This window comes from Nonomuraea pusilla (assembly GCF_900109355.1).
In the GTDB taxonomy this organism is placed as follows: domain Bacteria; phylum Actinomycetota; class Actinomycetes; order Streptosporangiales; family Streptosporangiaceae; genus Nonomuraea; species Nonomuraea pusilla.
In genome coordinates this window covers 53,557-74,624 of sequence record NZ_FOBF01000014.1, presented here as the reverse complement: position 1 = coordinate 74,624, position 21,068 = coordinate 53,557, and the positions used below count along the sequence as shown (strand labels likewise).

16 protein-coding genes are annotated in these 21,068 nt (G+C 72.4%); 5 read left to right on the top strand and 11 right to left on the bottom strand.

The window, feature by feature from the left end:
* Positions 1-45: 45 nt before the first annotated feature.
* The 5 genes from BMX74_RS26590 to BMX74_RS26570 all read right to left on the bottom strand — a co-directional run bounded on the left by BMX74_RS26590 (position 46) and on the right by BMX74_RS26570 (position 8,205).
* Positions 46-1,746, bottom strand: coding sequence for an ABC transporter family substrate-binding protein (locus BMX74_RS26590; protein WP_256257272.1), 1,701 nt, complete (start codon positions 1,744-1,746; stop codon positions 46-48).
* On the bottom strand, positions 1,743-3,881 hold the full coding sequence (locus tag BMX74_RS26585; protein WP_091103471.1) for a dipeptide ABC transporter ATP-binding protein: 2,139 nt from the start codon (positions 3,879-3,881) through the stop codon (positions 1,743-1,745). The genes BMX74_RS26590 and BMX74_RS26585 overlap by 4 nt, the downstream gene beginning before the upstream one ends.
* Entirely contained in the window at positions 3,878-4,780 is a 903-nt protein-coding gene (locus BMX74_RS26580) for an ABC transporter permease (protein ID WP_055506144.1), read from the bottom strand. The genes BMX74_RS26585 and BMX74_RS26580 overlap by 4 nt, the downstream gene beginning before the upstream one ends.
* Entirely contained in the window at positions 4,780-5,763 is a 984-nt protein-coding gene (locus BMX74_RS26575; protein ID WP_091103469.1) for an ABC transporter permease, read from the bottom strand. Before BMX74_RS26575 ends, BMX74_RS26580 begins: the two co-directional genes overlap by 1 nt.
* 99 nt (positions 5,764-5,862) lie before the next feature.
* The gene (locus tag BMX74_RS26570) at positions 5,863-8,205 is read right to left on the bottom strand and encodes an AAA family ATPase (RefSeq protein WP_091103468.1); all 2,343 of its coding nucleotides are present in this window, start codon (positions 8,203-8,205) and stop codon (positions 5,863-5,865) included.
* A 393-nt stretch (positions 8,206-8,598) separates the two neighbouring features.
* Between BMX74_RS26570 and BMX74_RS26565 the strand changes: the two genes are divergently transcribed.
* Positions 8,599-10,131 (top strand): MFS transporter, encoded by a 1,533-nt coding sequence (locus tag BMX74_RS26565; RefSeq protein ID WP_063792232.1) that lies wholly within the window; start codon positions 8,599-8,601, stop codon positions 10,129-10,131.
* Positions 10,132-10,167: 36 nt separating this feature from the next.
* Positions 10,168-10,893, top strand: coding sequence for a DoxX family protein (locus tag BMX74_RS26560; RefSeq protein ID WP_091103466.1), 726 nt, complete (start codon positions 10,168-10,170; stop codon positions 10,891-10,893).
* A 2-nt stretch (positions 10,894-10,895) separates the two neighbouring features.
* On the opposite strand, the gene BMX74_RS26555 is transcribed toward BMX74_RS26560, so the two are convergent.
* The 6 genes from BMX74_RS26555 to BMX74_RS26530 form a co-directional block, all read right to left on the bottom strand.
* Complete coding sequence (locus BMX74_RS26555; RefSeq protein ID WP_055506140.1) at positions 10,896-11,822, bottom strand: DMT family transporter; 927 nt, start codon at positions 11,820-11,822, stop codon at positions 10,896-10,898.
* 173 nt (positions 11,823-11,995) lie between these two features.
* A complete protein-coding gene (locus BMX74_RS26550) occupies positions 11,996-12,844 on the bottom strand; it encodes a 5-oxoprolinase subunit C family protein (RefSeq protein ID WP_055506139.1) in 849 nt (282 codons plus the stop codon).
* Positions 12,841-13,458 carry a 5-oxoprolinase subunit B family protein gene (locus BMX74_RS26545; RefSeq protein WP_055506138.1) on the bottom strand — a complete coding sequence of 206 codons (618 nt, stop codon included), beginning with the start codon at positions 13,456-13,458 and terminating at the stop codon, positions 12,841-12,843. The genes BMX74_RS26550 and BMX74_RS26545 overlap by 4 nt, the downstream gene beginning before the upstream one ends.
* Positions 13,455-14,210, bottom strand: coding sequence for a LamB/YcsF family protein (locus BMX74_RS26540; RefSeq protein ID WP_055506137.1), 756 nt, complete (start codon positions 14,208-14,210; stop codon positions 13,455-13,457). Before BMX74_RS26540 ends, BMX74_RS26545 begins: the two co-directional genes overlap by 4 nt.
* 44 nt (positions 14,211-14,254) lie before the next feature.
* On the bottom strand, positions 14,255-15,748 hold the full coding sequence (locus tag BMX74_RS26535; protein ID WP_055506364.1) for a hypothetical protein: 1,494 nt from the start codon (positions 15,746-15,748) through the stop codon (positions 14,255-14,257).
* Positions 15,749-15,871: 123 nt separating this feature from the next.
* Positions 15,872-16,096: a hypothetical protein gene (locus BMX74_RS26530; RefSeq protein ID WP_055506136.1), complete on the bottom strand. Its 225-nt coding sequence runs from the start codon at positions 16,094-16,096 to the stop codon at positions 15,872-15,874.
* Between the two features lie 167 nt (positions 16,097-16,263).
* On the opposite strand from BMX74_RS26530, the gene BMX74_RS26525 reads away from it, so the two are divergent.
* From BMX74_RS26525 to BMX74_RS26515, 3 genes are all read left to right on the top strand, one after another.
* On the top strand, positions 16,264-16,833 hold the full coding sequence (locus BMX74_RS26525) for an HhH-GPD-type base excision DNA repair protein (protein ID WP_055506135.1): 570 nt from the start codon (positions 16,264-16,266) through the stop codon (positions 16,831-16,833).
* Between the two features lie 206 nt (positions 16,834-17,039).
* The gene (locus tag BMX74_RS26520) at positions 17,040-19,133 is read left to right on the top strand and encodes a SpoIIE family protein phosphatase (RefSeq protein ID WP_091103465.1); all 2,094 of its coding nucleotides are present in this window, start codon (positions 17,040-17,042) and stop codon (positions 19,131-19,133) included.
* Positions 19,134-19,375: 242 nt separating this feature from the next.
* Positions 19,376-21,013, top strand: coding sequence for an RNA polymerase sigma factor (locus BMX74_RS26515; protein WP_082535373.1), 1,638 nt, complete (start codon positions 19,376-19,378; stop codon positions 21,011-21,013).
* The last annotated feature ends 55 nt before the right edge of the window (positions 21,014-21,068 follow it).

The window sequence follows — 21,068 nt, the reverse complement described above, 5'->3', positions numbered from 1 at the left end:
GTAGGTCGGGGGGTGGGGCGGACCCGGCGGTGAAGGCCGTCTCCGTCAGGCGGTGAAGCCGATGTCCTGGTAACGCAGGTCGTAGAAGCCGCGCGCCCCGACGTTCGCTAGCGTCTGCCTGGCCGCGACGTTCTGCGGGCGCTGGTAGAGCGGCAGCACGTTGACCAGCGGCCAGATCAGCCTGTCGGCCTCGTTGGTCTCGGCCCTGGCCTGGGCCAGGTCGAGATTCTGCCCGGCCTGGTTCATCGCGTCGTCGATCTGGGCCGACCCGGTACGCCCGAAGTTCGCGTTCCACGTCTTCCCGTCCGGCGAGTTCGCATAAATCCCATAACTACTCGAAACCGGAAATGGCGTACCAATGTAGGCAAACGGCGTGATGTCGAAGTTGCCGGGGATGACGTACTTGGTGAAGAAGTCGTCGCTCGGCACCGCCTGGATCGTCAGCTTCACCCCGATCTGGGAGAGCATGCTCTGTGCCAGCTCCCCCTCGGCCTTGCTGATCTGCAGCCCCGACGGCACAACGAACCGCAGCGCGAGCTGCTTGCCCCCCTTCTGGCGGACCGCCCCGTTCAGCTTCCAGCCCGCCGCGTCGAGCATCTGCCTGGCCCGCTGCGGGTCGTACACGCCGAGGTCGCCCGCGTTGTCCTGGTAGCCCTCCTGGGTGTTCATGAAGAAGTGGTTGTTGAGCAGCGTGATCGGCCAGTCGAGCCCCTGCAGGTCGGACTGCGCGATGGCCTGCCGATTGATGCCGAGCTGGATGGCCTGGCGCACCTTCACGTCCTTCAGCAGCTCACTGGAGCCGTTGAAGGTGAAGTGGCGGAAGTCGGGGCCCGCCGCCTGGCGCATCTGCGCCCCGGGCGTGGACTTGGCCCGCGCGTAGTCGGGGGCCGAGGGCCCGATGTCGATGAGGTCGAGCTCGCCGTTCGCGAACGCCCCGATGAGGGAGTCCTGCTCGGAGGCCCGGTAGATGATCCGGTCGAGCTTGGCCCTGTCGCCCCACCACCGGTCGTCGCGCACGATCGTGATGGTCTTGGCCGTCTGGTCGAACGACTGGAACTTGAACGGCCCCGCCGTCACCGGGATCTTGTTCAGCCAGGCCGTGTTGAACGCCTCGGGCGACCGGTTCGTGCTCGCCGGCAGCAGCGGGCCGAACAGCGACTGCCAGTCGCCGAACGGCCGGGCGAACGTCACCACCACCTCGTGGTCGTCGCGCCCCCGCGCGACCTTCTCGATGTCCTGGTAGCCGGTGGAGGTGACGATCCGGTACGCGGGATTCCTCCCGTTCAGCGCCTGCCACTGCGCCTGGTAGTCCACCCAGGTGATCGGCTTGCCGTCGGACCACCTGGCCTTCGGGTTCAGCGTGTACGTCACCACCTGCTTGGGACGCCGCGCCGTGATCTTCGCGTCGAGCAGGTAGTCGTGGTTGACCGAGATCTCCGCCTTCTCGTTCGACAGGAACGGCGCGGGCAGCAGCGCGTTGCTCACGACGGCGGCCACCGCGAGGTTGCCGTCGACGTGGTTCCTGTTCCACTGCGTGGGGAACTCGTTGATGCCCCACCGCAGCGTGCCGCCGTCCTTGACCCTCTCGCGCGGCTGGAGGTTGATGTCGAAGGACTTGAGCTGCGGCGACTGCTGCGCGCCTTCGGTGCCGGGCGCGCCGGTGCCCCCGGGCCGCGCCCCGCCGCAGCCCGCGAGCGCCAGCGAGCAGGCCAGGGCGGCTCCCACGGCCAGACGTGATGCTTTCATCGGACGATTCCTCCAGGTCTTACGACGTCGCGCCTCTCGGCGTAGTGGCAGGCCGCCCCCTGGTCCGCGCCCACGGGCAGGACCTCGGGCTCGACGGTGACGCAGGCCTCCCGCTCCTCGTCGGTGAGCTCGGAGCGGAACTTGGGGCAGCGCGTACGGAAACGGCAGCCCGACGGAGGGTCGGCGGGGCTGGGGAGATCGCCTTCGAGCAGGATCCGGGTACGTGTCCGCTCCCGCGCCGGGTCGGGCACGGGGATCGCCGACAGCAGGGATTGCGTGTACGGGTGGGCCGGGGCGTCGTACACGGCGTCGACCTGGCCGATCTCGGCGATCTTGCCGAGGTGCATCACCGCCACCCGGTCGGCGATGTGCCGGACGACGGCGAGATCGTGCGCGACGAACAGGTACGACAGCCCCAGCCGGGCCTTCAGCGACGCGAGCAGGTTGATCACCCCGGCCCTGATGGACACGTCCAGCGCGGAGACCGGCTCGTCCAGCACCAGGAGCCTGGGTTCGAGGGCGAGGGCCCTCGCGATGGCGACGCGCTGGCGCTGGCCGCCGGAGAAGTCCTGGGGGTAGCGGGCGGCGTGCGAGGGGTCGAGGCCCACCAGGGTGAGCAGTTCGGCGACGCGCCGCCCCGAGGCGGGCAGGCCGTGCGCGCGCAGCGGCTCGGCGACGATGTCGTGGACGGTCATGCGCGGGTCGAGCGAGGCGAGGGGGTCCTGGAAGACGACCTGCATGTCGCGCCTGATCGCGGTGCTGTCGGCGCGGCCGAGCCGGGCGGTGTCGCGGCCCAGCACGGTGACGCGGCCCTCCTGCGGCGCGGCGAGCTCCAGGATCTGCATGAGCGTGGTGGTCTTGCCGCTGCCCGACTCGCCGACCAGGCCCAGCGTCTCGCCCTCGCGCAGGTCGAAGCTGACCCCGGCGACGGCGTGGACGGTGCCGACCCGGTGCTTGAACACCGCCCCGCGCATCAGGGGGTACTCCTTGACCAGGTTCTCGACCTCCAGCACGGTGCGAAGGGGCCGGGCCCCCGCCTCGTGCCGGCCACGCGCCCGGGCACGCCCCGCCTCGCCCGCGTGCCGCCCCGCCGCCCACGGCCGCGCCTCCTCGCCGGCGTGCCGCCCGGCCGGCCAGAGCCCCGTCTCGTCGCCGGTGCGCTGGCCGGGCGCCCAGGGCCGCACCTCCTCCCAGCGGATGCACGCGGCCCGCTGCCCCGGGCCCACCTCGAACAGCGGCGGCTCGCCCTCGTCGCACGCCTCGACGTGCAGCGGGCAGCGCGGCGCGAACGGGCACCCCGGAGGCAGCGCGCCGGGGGCGGGAGGGTTGCCCTCGATCGGCACGAGCGGCTGCCGCTCGCCGCGGTCGATCCGCGGGAGCGAGGCGAGCAGCCCCACCGTGTACGGCATGCGCGGCCGGTAGAAGATGTCGTCGACCGAGCCCACCTCGACCGGGCGCCCCGCGTACATCACCAGCACGCGGTCCGCGAAACCGGCGACGACCCCCAGGTCGTGCGTGATCAGGACGATCGCCGCGCCCGTCTCGCGCTGCGCCTTCTTCAGCACCTCCAGCACCTGCGCCTGGATGGTGACGTCGAGCGCCGTGGTCGGCTCGTCGCAGATGATCACGTCGGGGTCGTTGGCGATGGCCATGGCGATCATCACGCGCTGCCGCATGCCGCCGGAGAACTCGTGCGGGAACGCCGCCGCCCGCTCGCCCGGCCGCGGGATGCCGACGAGGTCGAGCAGCTCGACCGCCCGCACGGCCGCCGCCTCCTTGCCCACCCTGCGGTGGACGCGCACCGCCTCGGCGATCTGGTCGCCCACCCGGTAGACGGGGGTCAGCGCGGACAGAGGGTCCTGGAACACCATGGAGACGGTCTTGCCGCGCAGCGCCGTCAGCTCCCGCTCCGGCGCGCCGAGCAGCTCCTTGCCGTGCAGCCGCACCGACCCGCCGACGCGGGCGCCGGGCGGCAGCAGCCCCATGACCGCCGCCGCGGTGACCGACTTGCCGGAGCCCGACTCGCCGACGACGCCGAGCACCTCGCCCCGGCTCACCTCCAGGCTCACGCCGCGCACGGCCCGTACGTCGCCGAAGGACACGGTCAGGTCGGTCACCTGCAGCACCGGGGTCATCGCCGCCCCTTGGCGCCCGGGTCGAACGCGTCGCGCAGCGCGTCGCCGACGAGGTTGACCGCGAGCACGGTGACGACCAGCAGCCCGGCGACGAACCAGAACGTCCACGGCGCGTACACCGCCGTCCTGGAGCCGTCGGCGATGAGCGTGCCGAACGACACGTCGGGCGGCTGGATGCCGAAGCCGAAGTACGACAGCGACGTCTCGGTGAGGATGGCCGCGCTGACGTTGAGCGTGGCGTCGACGATGAGCAGCGACGACAGGTTCGGCAGGACGTGGCGGGCGATGATGCGTACCGGCGGCACGCCCATGAACCTCGCGGCCTGGATGTACTCCCGCTGCTTCAGCGAGATCGTCATGCCCCTGACGATCTTGGACGTGACCATCCACAGGAACAGCGCCAGCATGACGACGAACAGCACCCACTGCCCGGCGCCGAACAGCGGCGACATGATCGCCAGGATGAGGAACGCGGGCAGCACGAGCAGCAGGTCGGTCACCCAGCTCAGCCACCGGTCCGTCCAGCCGGAGAAGTAGCCCGCGAAGGCGCCCACGAGGGCCGCCAGCGCCGTGGACACCAGCGCCGCCAGCAGGCCCACCACGAGCGACTTCTGCATGCCGCGCAGGGTCACCGCGAACACGTCCGAGCCGGTCTGCAGCGTGCCGAACCAGTGGGTGGCCGACGGCGGCTGCATGAAGGCCGTGAAGTCCTTGTCGGTGTACGACCACGGGGTGAACAGCGGCCCCGCGAACGCCAGCAGGAACATCAGCGCCAGCACGGCGAACCCGATGCGGCCCTGCGTGGAGGCGAAGAACCTGCGCGTGACCACGCGCAGCCGCGACGGCGGCGCGACGTCGCGCACCGCCTCCTCGGCGAGCTCCTCGCCCGAGAGCGTCATCAGGCGCGCACCCTGGGATCGAGGGCGGCGTGCAGCAGGTCGGCCGCGAGCGCGGCGAACAGCACCGCCACCGCCGCGAGGAGCGAGATGGCCGCCACCGTGTTGACGTCGTTGGTGAAGATCGAGTTGATGAGCTGCTCGCCCAGCCCGTGCCAGCCGAAGATCTTCTCGGTGAACGTGGCCCCGGTGAGCAGGACGCCGAACGTGAACGCGAAGTAGGTGACCACCGGGATCAGCGCGGTGCGCAGCCCGTGCGTGACGAGCGCCCTGCGCCTGCTCAGGCCCTTGGCCATGGCCGTGCGCAGGAAGTCGGCGCCGAGCACGTCCAGCATCATGTTGCGCTGGTAGCGGGAGAACACCGCGGTCAGCCCCAGCGACAGCGACACCGTGGGCAGGACGAGGTGCTGCAGCCGGTCGAGCAGCTGCCCCCAGAACCCGGCCTCCAGCCCGCCGGTGTACTCGCCGCTGACCAGGAACACCTGGGTGCCGAAGAGGTTGTCGTTGGCCCAGGACGCGAGCAGGATCAGCATGTTCGCGAGCACCACGACCGGCACCGCGAGCACCAGGAACGACAGGCCGGCCGACAGCCGGTCGAACCAGCCGTACTGCCTGACGGCCGCGTACGCGCCGACCGCCACGCCGAGCAGGCTCCCGAAGACCAGCCCCAGCAGGATGAGACGGAACGTCACCCCCATCCGCCGCGCCAGGTCGTCGTTCACGGAGGCGCCCGTGACGGTCTTGCCGAAGTCGCCGCGCACCACGCCGCCCGCCCACACGGCGTAGCGCTGCAGCAGCGGCGTCTTGTCGTTCAGGTTGAGCGCGGTGAGCTGGGCGTCGACGACCCCGGGAGGCGGCTTGGGCGTGCGGTCGGCGTAGTTGGAGCGCGGGTCGAGCGCGACGGCGGCGAGCAGGTAGGCGAGGCTGGCGGCGACGGCGACGAGCACCACGTAGCTGAGCAGCCTGCGGGCCAGGAACCCCGCCATCGCCCTCCCTCCGACGCGCACGCGGTGTAGCCATATTGCTACACCATGCCACCGGCTTGGCGCACGCAACCGGAGAAGAGGGATGGAAGAGGGACGGCGTCAGCGGCCGGAAAGCTCGTCCACGGCGGTGCGGACGTCCTCGCTGGTGATCGTCGTCAGCTCGGCCGAGCTGGCGGAGGCGCCGCGCGCGGCGAGGGCGGCCAGCCTGACGTCGCGCCGCATCGCGGCCCGCTCGAACAGCGACCTGGCGAACCTGCCGTTGCCCAGCCCGTCGATCAGGCGCTCCTCGCAGACCCAGGTGAACACCTCGTCGAGGTCGCGCAGCGCCTCGTCGTCGAAGCGGTCGCCGGCCTTGCCCGCCAGCAGCACGGCGATCTCCGACAGCTCCGCCGGCGAGTAGCTGGGGAAGGCGACCCGCTGGTTGAACCTGCTGGCCAGGCCCGGGTTGGTGGCGAGGAAGGCGTCCATCTCGCGTTCGTAGCCCGCGAGGACGACGACGAGCCTGTCGCGGTCGTCCTCGGCCCGCTTGAGCAGGGTCTGCACGGCCTCGGCACCGAACGCGTCGCCGCCCGCGTAGCCGGGGTTGACCAGGCTGTAGGCCTCGTCGATGAACAGCACGCCGCCGAGCGCGCGGTCGACCAGCTCGTTCGTCTTGATCGCGGTGGCGCCCAGGTGCTGGCCGACCAGGTCGGCCCGGTGCGCCTCGACGACGTCGGGCCTGGCCAGCAGCCCCAGCGCGGCGAACACCCGGCCCACCACCCTGGCCACGGTGGTCTTGCCCGTGCCCGGCGGGCCGACGAAGACGAAGTGCCGCGTCTGCGGCGGCGTCGGCAGCCCGCGCTCCTGCCGCATCCGCGCCACCTGGAGCTGGGCGGCGATGGCGTGGACCTGCCGCTTGACCGGGGCGAGGCCCGCCATGCCGTCGAGGTCGGCCAGCGCCTCCTCCAGCGTGGGCGTGGCCACGTAGCCGCGGAAACGGGCGGTCAGCTCGTCGAAGGCCTTGGTGACATCGGGCGCGGTGGTGGTGACGAGGTCCTCGGTGGTGGGCGTGCCGCCCGCGCCCACCACGCGCACGTCGCGCGCCTGCGCGGCCGCCTCGACCAGGCTGCGGGCGAAACGCGCGTTGCCCAGCTCGTCGACCAGGCCGCGGCGGTGGACGTCCTCGAACAGGCCGAGCAGCGCGCGCCGGGTGTCGGGGGCCATCCTGTCGCCCCTGCGGCGCTGGAGCAGGTCGGTGATCTCGGCCAGCTCGGCGGGGGAGTAGGTGGGGAAGCGCACCCGCGTGGCGAACCTGCTGGCCAGGCCCGGGTTGCTCGACAGGAAGCCGCTCATCTCCTGCTCGTATCCGGCGAGGATGATGATGAGCCTGTCGCGGTCGTCCTCGGCCCGCTTGAGCAGCGTCTGCACGGCCTCCGCGCCGAACCGGTCGGGTTGCCCGTCGGAGGAGTTGACCAGCCCGTACGCCTCGTCGATGAACAGCACGCCGCCGAGCGCGCGGTCGACCAGCTCGTTCGTCTTGATCGCGGTGGCGCCCAGGAACTCGCCGACCAGGTCGGCCCGCTGCGCCTCCACCACGTACGGCGTCTCCAGCAGCCCGAACGCGTAGAAGATCTTGGCCAGCGCGCGGGCGACGCTGGTCTTGCCCGTGCCGGGAGGCCCGACGAAGACGAAGTGACGGGTGGGCCGTTCGGCGGTGTAACCGGCCTCGGCCCGCAGCCTGGACGCCTCGATGGAGGCCGCGATCGAGCGCACCTGCTCCTTGACGGGCGCGAGGCCGATCATGCTCTCCAGCTCGCCCAGCGCCTCCTCGACGGAGATCTGCGGCGGCGCGGCGGCCTTGTCCTGCGCCTGCTCGGGCCTGCCCTCGCGGACCCGTACGCGTACCTGCTCCTCGACCGCGGTCCGGGCGCGCGCCCTGCGGGCCAGGACGAAGCGGTGGCCGAGCACGGCCGCGGCGGCGGCGCAGGCGACCCAGACCGCGGCCGACGGCGAGACGGGGGAGATGGCGGCGGCCAGGATCCCGGCGGGCGCCAGCGCGAGCAGCGTGGTGACCCACGGCGTGACCCAGCGGATGAGGTGGGCGGCGGCGGCCACCGGCAGCGACAGCGCGAGCAGCAGGTGCAGGGCGGGCGACCCGGGGGGGAAGAGCGCGGAGAACAGCGGCATCAGCGCGTACCATCCGGCCACCACGAGCACGGTGGCGGCGGCGCGCGGGAAGCGCAGGGTCAGCGCGACGAAGCCGAGCACGGCCAGCGTGACGGGGAACGTCTTCAGCAGGTCCCAGCCGAGCGCCGCGCCGACGCCGAGCGTGGCGATGAGGAGGACGACGTAGATGACCCGCCGGGTGGCAGGGGGGAGCTGGAAGTACCGCAGCCGCACCCGCTCGAACAGATCCCGCGCGGCGGCCCGCCCCGCCGCCTGGGCCCTGTCGGACTCACGCATCACGCCTCCCCGGTCCGCCCCCGGTTATACCGCACCATGACCGCGATTGGGCGGACCTGACACGCCAGGTGGGGCTGACCGGCACGCCGGCGTGTCCCCCGGGCCCGCGGGTGCCGGGCGGGCCCGGGGGCGTCGGCGCTCGTGGGCGCCCCTTCCTGCGGTCCCGTGGACCGAGCAGGGGGATGGATCGGGTTATATGTCCATAACGCACCAGAGTGGTGCGGGCGGCCGCGGATCAGGCGATACCGCTATACCGAGCCCGGCACATGGCCTAAGCTGCCACGCAAGCCGGGAGCGTTCGGGAAGGGCGCGGCGCTTCGAGCCGCCGGTTCCGATCCGGCCGATCAACTGCACGTGCGGGCCCTGCGAACGGATCGGCCTGCGAGGAGGCCCATGACCGTCACACAGGCCGCACCCCCGCGGCGGCGTGCCGATCGGGAGCACCACCACAACCGCTGGTCGGTCCTGGCGCTGCTGTGCCTGGCCCTGCTGCTGATCACGGTGGACGCCACCGTACTCCACATCGCGGTGCCCGCGCTCACCGCCGCGCTGGAGCCGACCTCGGTCCAGCTCCTGTGGATCATCGACGTCTACTCCCTCGTCGTGGCCCCGCTGCTGATCATGTTCGGCACGCTGGGCGACAAGTACGGGCGCAAACGCCTGGTGCTGGGCGGCTTCGTGCTGTTCGGGCTCGCCTCCGCCGCGGCCGCGTTCGCCCCGACCCCGCTCACCCTCATCCTGGCCAGGGCGCTGCTCGGTGTCGGCGGCGCCATGATCATGCCGGCCACCCTCTCGCTCATCCGCCAGGTCTTCACCGACCGCCGCGAGCGCGCCGTCGCGCTCGGCGTGTGGAGCGCCGTCGCCGCCGCGGGCGCCGCCGTCGGCCCCCTCGTCGGCGGCGTCCTCGTCAGCCACCTGTGGTGGGGCGCCGTCTTCCTCGTCAACGTGCCCATCCTGCTCGTGCTGCTGCCCGCCGCCGCCAGGCTGCTGCCCGAGTCGGAGCGGCGCCGCGACCGGCCCTGGGACGGCGTCAGCGCCGCCCTGTCCGTGTTCGGCCTCCTCGCCCTGGCCTTCGGGCTGAAGGAGGCGGGATCCGGCACCCTCATGCCGTTCTGGTCGTCCGTCCTCGTGTTCCTGGCGGGGGCCGGGCTGCTCGTGGCGTTCTTCCGCAGGCAGACCAGGCTGGAGACCCCGCTGCTGGAGATCCGCCTGTTCCGCAGCCGCGCCTTCACCACGGGCGTCGCGGGCGTCATGCTCGGCGTGTTCGCGCTGGTCGGGCTCCAGCTCATGCTCGCCCAGTACCTCCAGCTCGTCCTCGGCGACAGCCCCGTGCGCGCTGCGCTCAGGATGCTGCCGCTCGTCCTGTCGGCCATCACCGGCGGCCTCGCGGCGGCGCACATCCTGCCGAGGATCGGCATGCGGGTCACCATGAGCGGCGGCCTCGGCCTGGTCGCCCTCTCCCTCACCCCCACCCTGGGCTGGGGCGTCGAGGCCCACCCCGTGATGCTGTCGGTCTGCTTCGTCGGCATCGGGTTCGGCGTGCAGGTGGCGCTGCTCGCCGCCTCCGACACGATCATGGCGGCGGCCCCCGAGTCGCAGGCGGGCGGCGCGGCCGCCATCGAGGAGACCGCGTACGAGCTCGGCGCCGGACTCGGCGTGGCCGTGCTCGGCACCATCACCACGCTCGCGTACGCACCCGCCCTGCCCGCCGTCCCCGGCGTGCCCGCGGGCGGCATGGACAAGGCCAGGCAGTCGCTCGCCGGAGCCGCCCACGTCGCCGACAAGATCGGCGGCAGCACCGGCAACGCGCTGCTCGACGCCGCCCGCTGGGCCTTCGTCAACGCCCTGCACACCACCGTGGCCGTCAGCGTCGTGCTGCTCGGCCTGACCGCCGTCGCCGTCGCCATGCTGCTCAACCGCGACTGAAGGTGTGCCCCGGCACGAAGGGGGCAGATCTGTAGCGTGAGAAGGGCCCTCCACGACCTCGCCGCGTTAGTCGCCCGCCTGGGCGTGGGCGGCATCGTCTTCGCCAACGGCTGGACCAAGCTGGAGGACGGCCTCAAGGACACCGGCGCGCGGTTCCAAGCGCAGGGCGCGCCCGCGCCGGGCGCGTGGGCCACCGTGACGATGCTCTCCGAGCTCGTGGGCGGCGCGCTGCTCGTCGCCGGGCTCGCGGTGTCGGTCACCGGGCTCGTCCTGTTCGCCGAGGCGCTGGGGGTGTTCCTCGTCGCCCCGCCGGTCAACCCCATCAGCCTGAACGAGCTCATCCTGCTCGGCGTCGCGTCCGTCCTGCTGGCCGTGGTGGGGGCGGGGCGGCTGTCGGCCGACCACCTCGTGGTGATCAGGCGCAGGGAGTCGGAGGCGGCGGGCGAGTTCGCGGCGGACGCCGAGGCCGACCGCGTCATCGCCGCCCTGCGCGACCCCGACGCCCCACCGGCGTCCCGGGCGGCCGGACCGCCGCTGGACACCGCGCGGAAGGACGCGGCGGACACGGCGCCGCATCCGCGGCCGCTCCTCCCGGGTGAGGACCCCCGCGAGGAGGACGGCGAGAAGGACGGTGAGGACGCCGGCGGCGACCGCGGCGGGCCCCGGGAGGCCGTCGCGGAGAGCGCCCCCGCGCCGGGCGACACCCTGGTCGCCGGAAGGAGGAAGCCCGCGACCCGCCGCCGCCCGCCGTCCGGCTCCTGAGGTCAGGACAGCGACGCGGCCGCCGCGCGCTTCCCGCCCAGGCGCACCGCGCCCTGCGTCAGCGCGATGGCCGCCAGGATGATCAGCGCGCCCACCGGCTGGTTCCAGGTGATCGTCTCGCCCAGCACCGCCACCCCGGACAGCACCGCGAACACCGGCAGCAGGTACGTCACGGTCGAGGTGGTCGTCACGCCCGCCCGCGCCTGCACCCAGTACAGCAGCAGGTACGCCAGCCCCGTGCCGAGCCCGCCGAGCGCCAGCATGCTCCACCAGACCTCGGCGGGCGCGGCGGTGTCCACCAGCGGCACCCCGGCGACCAGCGTGATGACGGCGAGCTGCGCCGCCCCCGTGAGGAGCTGGCCCGCCGCCAGCACGACCGCGGGCTCGCCGCGCCGCCCCGTGATGAAGCGCCCCATGTACGCCCCGCCCACGCCGTAGCACAGGGCCGCTCCGAAGCAGGCGAGGCTGCCGCCGAGCTGCCCGCCCGCCATCGGCTGCCACACGCCGAGCACCACCATGACGCCCGCGAACCCCAGCCCGAGCCCGGTCATCCGTCCGGCGTTCGGCTTCTCGGCGCGCAGCAGCAGGGTGAAGGCGAGCGTGCACAGCGGGGTGGTGGCGTTCCAGATGGCGGCGACGACGGAGGAGACGTACTGCTCGCCGTACGCGAACAGGGTGAACGGCAGGGTGGTGAGCACCACCGAGGCGATCTGGAAGTGCAGCCACAGGCGCGGGTCGCGCGGCAGCGGCCTGCGCGTGACGGCGAGCGCGAGGAGCAGCACGGCCGCGCCGACCGCCATCCGCCCGAACGACACCTGGAGCGGGTGCAGCGCCCCCACCGCCACCTTGATGAAGAAGAAGCTGTTGCCCCAGATGGCGGCCAGGGCCAGGAACCCCGGCAGCCACACCCGCGCGCTCTTGCCCCGCACTCCGGCCTCCCGATCGACGAACCAGCCAGGAGCGTATCCATCGCCACCGACAGGAAGGTAGGGAGGAATCCCTATCTTCGGCATCTATATGCGCAGGAAGACGGACGTCGGGGAGACCGCGCGGCACGTTCCCGCCTCGACGTCGCGGGCGGGCGCACCGGTGATCAGCCGGGTCAGGGGAGAGGACGCGTGGTGAACCGCACCCGGTCGCCGGGCCGTAGCTGCGCGGCGACCGCCAGGTCCGCCTCGCGCACCACGCCGATCACCGGGTAGCCGCCCGTCGGCGGGTGGTCGGCGAGGAAGACGATCGGCTGGCCGCCCGGCGGCACCTGCACCGCCCCGGTGACCATGCCCTCGCTGGGCAGCTCGCCCTCCCTGGCCCGCGCCGGGGAGGGGCCGCGCAGCCGCACGCCGACCCGGTTGCTGTCCTGGCTCACCTCGTACGGCTCCGAGCACAGCGCCCCGAGGGCGCCCGGCGCGAACCAGTCGTCGCGCGGCCCCGGCACCAGCCGCAGCACCGGCGGGCGCCGCTCCGGCGGCGGCGCCTGGTCGGCGGGGACGCCGTGCGCGGCGGGGCCGACGGGCAGCACCGTCCCCGGACGCAGCGGCGCCGGGCCCAGCCCCGACAGGGAGTCGGTGGAGCGGCTGCCGAGCACCGGCTCGACGGCGACGCCGCCGCGTACGGCCAGATAGGTGCGCAGCCCCCACTCCGGCGAGCCGAGCCGCAGCTCGGCCCCGGCGGACACCCAGAACGCCACGCCCATGCCCGCGCCCCGCACGCCGGGCACCGGGCAGGGCGCCCCGGTGAGCGCCACCCACGCGCCCGCGCGGAAGAGCAGGCGCGCCAGACCGAAGGTCAGCTCGACGCCCGCCGCGCCCTCGGGGTTGCCGACGAGCCGGTTGGCCAGCCGCAGGCTCGCCGCGTCGGCCGCGCCCGACCTCGGCACCCCCAGGTGCGCGTAGCCGGGCCGCCCGAGGTCCTGGACGGTCGCGTACGGGCCGGGGGCGATGACCTCGATCATGCGGCTTCGAGCCGTACGCGCGTGCCGGGGCTGAACGGCGTGGGCGGGTCGCAGGCGACGTCCCAGGTGCGCAGCGTGGTGTGCCCGAGCAGGCGCCAGCCGCCGGGGGAGGCCGTCGGGTAGATCGCCGAGTACGGCCCCGCGATCGCCACGGAACCGGCGGGCACCGACGTGCGCGGCGTGCCCAGCCGGGGGACGTGCAGCCGCGGGTCGAGCCCCGTGAGGTAGGCGAACCCGGGGGCGAACCCCAGCCACCCCACCACCAGCTCGCTCGCCGTGTGCCTGGCGATCACCTCGTCGGTGGAGATGCCCGCGAGCTCCGCCACGGCGTCGAGGTCGGCGCCGTCGTAGACGACGGGGACCGTCACCACCTCCGGGCCGGACGCCACGGGCCCGCCGCCCCCGTCACGCCGCAGCTCACGCAGGAGGCGGGCGCGCAGCCGCGCCCGGTCGGCCCCCGGCGCCACCACCAGGACCGTCTCCGGCCCGGGGACGATCTCCACGACGCCGTCGGGCAGGTCGGCGCGCAGCGCGGCGTCGAGCCGGTGCGACAGGGCGAGGGAGCCGGTCTCGACGAGCAGGCCGTGCTCGCCGGCCGCGCGGACGGCGCTCACGCGAACGCCCGCAGGGACACGCCCGCCGCCAGCAGGTCGTCGCGCACCGCGCGCGCCAGCCGCACCGCGTCGGGCGTGTCGCCGTGGACGCAGATGGAGCGCGCCGTCACCGGCACCAGGCTGCCGTCGATCGCGGTCACCGAGCCCTTCACCGCCATCTGCAGCGCCCGCGCGGACACCGCCGACGGTTCGTGGATCACCGCTCCCGGCTCGCGCCGCGGCACCAGCGTGCCCCGGGGCGTGTACGCCCGGTCGGCGAACGCCTCGCACACCGTCGTGACGCCCGCCTCGGCCGCCACCGCGTGCACGACCGACCCGGGCAGCGTGAGCACCGGCAGCGACGGGTCGTAGTGGGCGACCGCCTCGACCACGGCCGCGGCCTGCTCGGGGTCGCGGCAGATCCGGTTGTACAGCGCCCCGTGCGGCTTGACGTACGAGACCCGGCCGCCCATCGCCCTGGCGATGCCGTCGACGGCCGCGAGCTGGTAGAGCACCTCGGCGCACAGCTCCTCGGGCTCGACGTCCATCTCCCTGCGGCCGAAGTGCGCGAGGTCGTGGTAGGACACCTGGGCGCCGATCGACACGCCCCGGTCGACCGCCGCCGCGCACGTGCGCCTGATCGTCAGCGGGTCGCCCGCGTGGAAGCCGCAGGCGACGTTCGCGCTGGTGATGATGTCGAGCAGGGCGAGGCTGTCGCCGAGCCGCCAGACGCCGAAGTCCTCGCCGAGGTCCGCGTTGAGGTCCATCACCATACGTCCATCATGGCCTGACCTGGGGCGCCGCGCGACGGGACCGGTCAGATCTCGTCGGGGATGTCGGCGATGTCGTCGAGCGCCGCGGCCAGCTCGTCGGGGTCGCCGCCGATGCGCTCGGCGATCTCGATGAGGACGTGCAGCACGTCGTGGCGGTCGTGGCCGAGGTCGAGCAGCCGCTGCGCGGCCTCCCACAGCTGCGGCGGGTCGCCCTCCCACAGCCGGGTGGCGATCTCCTCGTGCCAGGCCAGGTGCTCCTGGTCGATGACGCCGTCGTGGTCGATCTCCAGCAGGATCCGCCTGTCGGCCTCGTCTGCCGGGTTGAGCTTGTCCAGCTCGACGCCGCCGTGCGTGCCCTGCAGGTACGGGAACGCGAAGACGCGCCTGGCCAGCGCCGACAGGTCGCCGTCGGGCAGCAGGCGCTCCAGCAGCGGCCGGTCGAGGCCGAACGACGTCGGGTCGCGGTACGCCTCGGGGAACTTCGCCGTGGCCTCCCACACCGCGTCGAGCGTGGCCTTCAGCCCCTGCTCGGGCAGCCCGGTGCGGTGCGCGGCGAAACGCGCCCACGCCGACAGGACGTGCGGCATCGCCTCCTGCTCGGCCATGCTCAGCATCACCTTGCGCGGCAGCCAGTCGAGCAGGAACGTCTCACACTTGGTGGGGCTGACCCGCAGCGGCCTGCCGAAGTCGCGCTCGCAGCCGTACTCGATGATGTGGTCGGCGCAGCGCGAGGCCGCCGAAGGGTCGGACAGGTGCTCGGCGGCGTCGGACGCGAGGAACTCGGCCGCCAGCATGGCCCGCCGCTCCCTGCTGTACGGGGCCTCGATGTGCAGCGGCGCGGGCCGCTTGCGCCCCGGCGGCAGCGCCTTCAGCCTCGCCCTGGCGAAGGCGTGGTAGGCGCTGTAGCTGTCGCTGACGGGAGGCGGGGTCTTGGGCTCCCTGGTGGCCTTCATCGCCGAGTCGAGCAGCGCCCTGGCCTGCTGCGGCTCGATCTCCTCGAACAGCAGCATGGGGTTGCCCGCCGCCTCGGCCCTGGCCTGTTCGATCAGCTTGTCCACCTGCGACGACACCCAGGCGTCGCGGGCCATGCCGTTCATGTTGTAGTCGACGACCACGACCAGCGCGTGCCGGTCGGTGCCCTGCTCGCCGCCGTCGCCGTAGCGGTAGGCGAAGGTGCAGATCACGGTGTCCTGGTCGCCGTACGCGTCGCGGGAGACGTAACATCCGGCGGGCTTGACCGCGCCCACCCTGTCGGCCCACCCGGGCCGCGCCACGCCCGACTCCATCATGGCGAGCGCGGCGCCCTCGGCCTTGGCGCCCTGGCGAGCGGTGCCGAGGTAGGCCAGGCAGATGAGTAACGTCAGCGACGCGGGGGTGCCTGCCTTCGCCGCGTAGTCGACCAGCCCCTCACCGAGCACCTGCTCGACGTCCCCGCTCCTGACGCGCCTGCCCCACCAGGCGCCGACCATGTCGGAGACCATCAGCTCGGCGTCGAGAGGGCTGCGCACGGCCAGCAGCTCGCGGGCCGCCTGCACCATCTCCTTGAACACGTCGTCTGGCGGGGTGCTCTCCCGGGGATCTCGTCGGTGTCGGCGCACGCCCTCACTCTCTCGTATTCCAGGCGCAAACGGTGCGTAGAACGCCGCCCGGTGACCCCGATGTTATCGGGGAGTGCGCGGGGGAGGGGCGGAGTTCACGATCGCGAGCAGGCGTTCGCGCGCGATGCGCTCGACGACCTCCGGCGTCGCCGCGACGCCGAGGTGCCGCGCGCAGGCGCGGACGTCGGCCACGCACCGGTCGATGGTGTCCACGGGCACGGTCAGGAATTCCTCGGCCAGCCTGAGACTGACCGGCTCCCTGAGGGAGCTTGTGGCCAGAGCGAGCATAGATGTGAGATTCCTCGGGAACCCTGGGGGCAAACCCCCAGGAACGTCTACAGGGAGACTTGCGCTCTCATTTCACCCCTTCTCCGGCGTGTGTCAAGCGCTCCGGCGGAACGGTTCGGCCGTCGTGCTCACCTCACGAGGGGGCCATTCATGCGAAGCTGTATCCCATGCGCATCCAGCTCGCCCAGCGGAGCGAGGCCGACGAGCTGCTCGGCCGCAGCCCGCTCGCCCTGCTCGTCGGCATGCTGCTCGACCAGCAGATCCCGATGGAGCAGGCGTTCACGGGGCCGTACACCATCTCCGAACGGCTCGGGCACGACCTCACGGCCGAGGAGATCGCCTCCTTCGATCCCGACGCGTTCGCGGCGCTGCTCGCGCAGAAGCCGGCCGTGCACCGCTACCCCAAGTCCATGGCCGCCAGGGTGCAGCAGCTCGCCGCCCACCTCGCCGAGCACTACGACGGGCGGCCTGAGCGCATCTGGGAGGACGCCGCCGACGGCAAGGAGTTGCTGAAACGTCTGCAGGCCCTGCCGGGATACGGCAGGCAGAAGGCCCAGATCTTCCTGGCGCTGCTGGGCAAGCAGCTCGGGGTCACGCCGCCCGGCTGGCGCGAGGCGGCGGGCCCCTACGGTGAGGAGGGGTCGTACCGATCGGTCGCCGACGTCGTCGACGCCGACAGCCTGGGCCGCGTGCGTGCCGCCAAGCAGGAGGCCAAGCGCGCGGCGAAGGCGCAGTAGCCTGATCTTGCTGCGCGACGTGGAGCTACTTTGACAGGATGCGTTGACCTCAATGACGACCGGGCGGCGGCGGGGGCTTCCGTACGCGCATGCCCATCGCCGATGATGTACTGCAGAATCCGGTCGCCCGGAGCTGCGCTACGCCGATACACAGTTATGGAGATGTGCCGCGTGGGAGACCCTGGCACGCGACGGAGGTGCCGACCATGAGCGCCGAGACCTCCGTTCCCCGTCCCCGGGAGTCGGATGTGGACATCTCAGACTCCGCCCTGTTCAGGGGTCTGCTGTCGGAGGCTGAGTTCGCGTTCGCGTTCTTCGACTCCGAGACCCGCTTCCAGCGGGTCAACGACGTCTTCAGCGACGTCGTCAACGTGCCCGCCGACCGCCTGACCGGGCACGCGCCCGCCGAGGTGCTGGCCGCCGACCTCAGCCAGATCATCACCCACGCCCTGCAGGCCGTGGTCGAGGGCGACGCGCCGGTGACCGAGAGCAGGGTCAGGGTGCGCTCCGCCGAAGGCGACACGAGGCACTGGTCGCTGTCGTTCTCGCCGGTCCACGACGACGCGGGCGCGCTGCGCGCCATCGCGCTCGTCGGGCTCGACGTCACCGAGAGCCGCCAGACCGAGGAGGCGCTGCGGCGCAGCGAGGAGCGCTACCGCTCGCTGGTCGAGGCGCAGTCCCAGCTCGTCTGGATCACCTCGCCCACCGGCGCCGTGCTGGAGGACGCGCCGCAGTGGCGCGCCATCACCGGCCAGGGGCTCGAGGAGTACCTCGCCAACGGCTGGCTGGAGGTCGTCCACCCCGAGGAGCGCCAGCAGACCGAGGAGGCCTGGCGCGAGGCGCTGCGCGGCCGGACGATGTTCGAGTGGAACTACCGCGTCCGCACCCGGGCCAGCGGCTACCGCCACTTCGAGGTGCGCGCCGTCCCGATCATCAGGCACGGCAGGGTCGTGGAGTGGGTCGGCGCCAACACCGACGTCACGCCGCAGCGCGAGGCCGAGGAGATGCGCGGCAGGCTCACCGACCAGCTCGGCGCCGCCGCCCTGCGCACCGCCAGGCTGCAGGGCGCCACGGCGATCCTGGCCGAGGCGCTGACGGTCGAGCAGGTGGTGCAGGTCATCATCGACGTCGGCCGCACCGCGCTCGCCGCCGACCGGTCCGCGGTCGCGCTCCTCGACACCGACCGCGCCGCGCTCAAGCTGATCAGCGGCGAGGGCATCCCCGAGGCGTCCGGCGCGTCCGGCGAGGAGATCCCGCTAGCCAGCACGAGCGTCATGACCATGGCCGTCAACAGCCGCAGGCCGGTCTTCGCCGAGTCGCCCGACAGCCTGAAGGCGCAGCTCCTGGAGGCGGGCGGCGACGAGGAGGTGCTCGCCAACTACCTCGCCAACAGCGACGAGCGGGCCTGGGTCGGCCTGCCGCTGCTGGCCGCCGGCCGCGCGCTCGGCGCGCTGCGCTTCTCCTTCACCCGTCCGCAGAAGATCTCGCAGGAGGACGGCGTCTTCCTGGAGGCCCTGGCCGGGCAGTGCGCCCTGGCCGTGGAGCGGGCCACGCTCTTCGAGCGCGAGCACCGCACCGCCGAGACGCTGCAGCGCAGCCTGCTGCCCGACCGCCTGCCCGTGGTCAAGGGCCTGGTGCTCGCGCAGCGCTTCCGCTCGGGCAGCCGCCACGTCCAGGTGGGCGGCGACTGGTACGACGCGTTCGTGCTGCAGGACGGCCGCGTGGCCGCGGTCGTCGGCGACGTCATGGGCAAGGGCGTCAAGGCCGCCGCCGGCATGGGCCGCATCCGCAACGCGATGCGCGCGCTGGCGCTGACCAACCCGCCGCCCGCGGCCGTGCTCACCGGGCTCGACAGGGTCTTCGAGGCGACCGAGGAGGAAGAGCAGGTCACGACGCTGGCGTACATGGTGGTCGAGCCGGTCACCGGCGAGGGCACGCTGGCGATGGCGGGTCACCCGCCGCCCGTGCTGGTCTCGCCGCAGGGCACCGCGATCCTGTGCGACGCCGAGCCGGGCACGCCGCTCGGCTGGCCGACCAGCAGGCGGCAGTTCCGCTTCGTGGTGCCGCCGGGTCACACCGCCGTGCTGTACTCCGACGGTCTGGTCGAGAACAGGAAACGCGGGCTGGACGCAGGTCTCGCAGACCTTTGCAATGTTGTGACTGAAGCGCCGCCTGAGGTGGTGAGTAGTCCGCATATGCTGCTGGACTTCCTGGTTGACCGGATGTTGTCGGGATATGAACAGGATGATGACGTTACCGCGCTCGCTATCCACGTACCGCCGGTCACGAAGAGTGACTGAATGAAACAGTCATAAGGGTTGCTTTCGGGTATCAGTGCCGCCCTTCCGTACGCACTACTGTCTTCGTCGGCCTAGGGTGGAGGTCAACCGCCGGGAGGTGGCCGTATGGAGTGCGAGGTCGTGCCAGAATGCTGTGCAGGTCCGTCGCGATCCGCACGGCCTCACCGATCTCCGAGAGAGGCAACAGCCCCCCAGCGGGCATCTGGGTCCATTGTCGCCACGCGTTCGTTCGAGAGGTGTTCGTGTCGCCTGCAAGTTCGACTCGCTCGAAGCCACAAGAGCTGAACGAGCCCGTCATTCAGCGACTGCTCGAGCGTGGGCGCTCGCAGGGTTTCCTCGAGTCTGAGGATGTCCGTCAGGCCTTCGAGGAGGCGGACATCCCCATGTCGCACGCCGCCGCGTTCTTGCGGAACCTCAGCAAAGAGGGCGTGACCGTGGTGGTGACCGCCGCGGATTCGGCTGCGCCGAAGAAGTCTCGTGGTCCAGCAAAGCGCCGCACTGCCGCCCCCGTCAAGACCAAGACGGCCGCGGCCGCCAAGGAGCAGCAGCCCGAGACCGTGACCGCGGTCGTCGGCACCGCTGAAGCCGAGCCCGCCGCCAAGAAGGCGGCCCCAGCCAAGAAGGCCGCCCCGGCGGCCAAGAAGGCCGCGGCCCCCGCCGCGCCGAAGAAGGCCGAGCCGAAGAGCGCTGGGCCTGCCGACACCAAGCCGAAGCCGGCCGAGGGCGTCGACGACGACGAGGACATCGAGCTCGACGGCGACGTCGAGCTGGACGACCTCGAGGACATCGACGTCGAGGACATCGTCGCCGACGATGTCGAGGACGGCGACGACTCCGACGACGACAGCGACGACGACGAGCCCAAGGCCGCCGAGGTCGCCGTGGCGGAGAAGGTCGAGGACGAAGTCCTCATCCTCTCCGACGACGACGACGACGCCCCCGTCGCCCAGGTCGCCGCCGCCGGCGCGACCGCCGACCCGGTCAAGGACTACCTCAAGCAGATCGGCAAGGTCCCCCTGCTCAACGCCGAGCAGGAGGTCGAGCTGGCCAAGCGCATCGAGGCCGGCCTGTTCGCCGAGGAGCAGCTGGGCGGCTCCGAGACCGACACCCTCCCGGTCGACGTGCGCGCCGAGCTGGAGTGGATCGCCGAGGACGGCCGCCGCGCCAAGAACCACCTGCTGGAGGCCAACCTCCGGCTCGTGGTCTCGCTGGCCAAGCGCTACACCGGCCGCGGCATGCTCTTCCTCGACCTGATCCAGGAAGGCAACCTGGGCCTCATCAGGGCCGTGGAGAAGTTCGACTACACCAAGGGCTACAAGTTCTCGACGTACGCCACGTGGTGGATCCGGCAGGCGATCACGCGTGCCATGGCCGACCAGGCGCGGACCATCCGCATCCCGGTCCACATGGTCGAGGTGATCAACAAGCTGGCCCGCGTCCAGCGGCAGATGCTGCAGGACCTCGGCCGCGAGCCCACGCCGGAGGAGCTCGCCCGCGAGCTGGACATGACGCCCGAGAAGGTCGTCGAGGTCCAGAAGTACGGCCGCGAGCCCATCTCCCTGCACACCCCGCTGGGTGAGGAGGGCGACAGCGAGTTCGGCGACCTCATCGAGGACTCCGAGGCCATCGTCCCGGCCGACGCCGTCAGCTTCACGCTGCTGCAGGAGCAGCTGCACTCCGTTCTCGACACGTTGTCGGAACGCGAGGCGGGCGTCGTGTCGATGCGGTTCGGCCTCACCGACGGGCAGCCGAAGACGCTCGACGAGATCGGCAAGGTCTACGGCGTGACGCGCGAGCGCATCCGGCAGATCGAGTCGAAGACGATGTCCAAGCTGCGCCACCCGTCGCGTTCCCAGGTGCTCCGCGACTACCTCGACTGACGGGCGGCCCGCTCGGGCCGCCACTCAGCCGTCCCACCGCCCCGCCCGGACCTCC

Coding starts and splice junctions, on each gene's coding strand:
- BMX74_RS26550 (WP_055506139.1), bottom strand. CDS start 12,844: ATGATCGAGGTCATCGCCCCCGGCCCGTACGCGACCGTCCAGGACCTC.
- BMX74_RS26590 (WP_256257272.1), bottom strand. CDS start 1,746: ATGAAAGCATCACGTCTGGCCGTGGGAGCCGCCCTGGCCTGCTCGCTG.
- BMX74_RS26535 (WP_055506364.1), bottom strand. CDS start 15,748: ATGGTGCAGGCGGCCCGCGAGCTGCTGGCCGTGCGCAGCCCTCTCGAC.
- BMX74_RS26570 (WP_091103468.1), bottom strand. CDS start 8,205: ATGCGTGAGTCCGACAGGGCCCAGGCGGCGGGGCGGGCCGCCGCGCGG.
- BMX74_RS26540 (WP_055506137.1), bottom strand. CDS start 14,210: ATGGTGATGGACCTCAACGCGGACCTCGGCGAGGACTTCGGCGTCTGG.
- BMX74_RS26580 (WP_055506144.1), bottom strand. CDS start 4,780: ATGACGCTCTCGGGCGAGGAGCTCGCCGAGGAGGCGGTGCGCGACGTC.
- BMX74_RS26530 (WP_055506136.1), bottom strand. CDS start 16,096: ATGCTCGCTCTGGCCACAAGCTCCCTCAGGGAGCCGGTCAGTCTCAGG.
- BMX74_RS26565 (WP_063792232.1), top strand. CDS start 8,599: ATGACCGTCACACAGGCCGCACCCCCGCGGCGGCGTGCCGATCGGGAG.
- BMX74_RS26585 (WP_091103471.1), bottom strand. CDS start 3,881: ATGACCCCGGTGCTGCAGGTGACCGACCTGACCGTGTCCTTCGGCGAC.
- BMX74_RS26575 (WP_091103469.1), bottom strand. CDS start 5,763: ATGGCGGGGTTCCTGGCCCGCAGGCTGCTCAGCTACGTGGTGCTCGTC.
- BMX74_RS26520 (WP_091103465.1), top strand. CDS start 17,040: ATGAGCGCCGAGACCTCCGTTCCCCGTCCCCGGGAGTCGGATGTGGAC.
- BMX74_RS26525 (WP_055506135.1), top strand. CDS start 16,264: ATGCGCATCCAGCTCGCCCAGCGGAGCGAGGCCGACGAGCTGCTCGGC.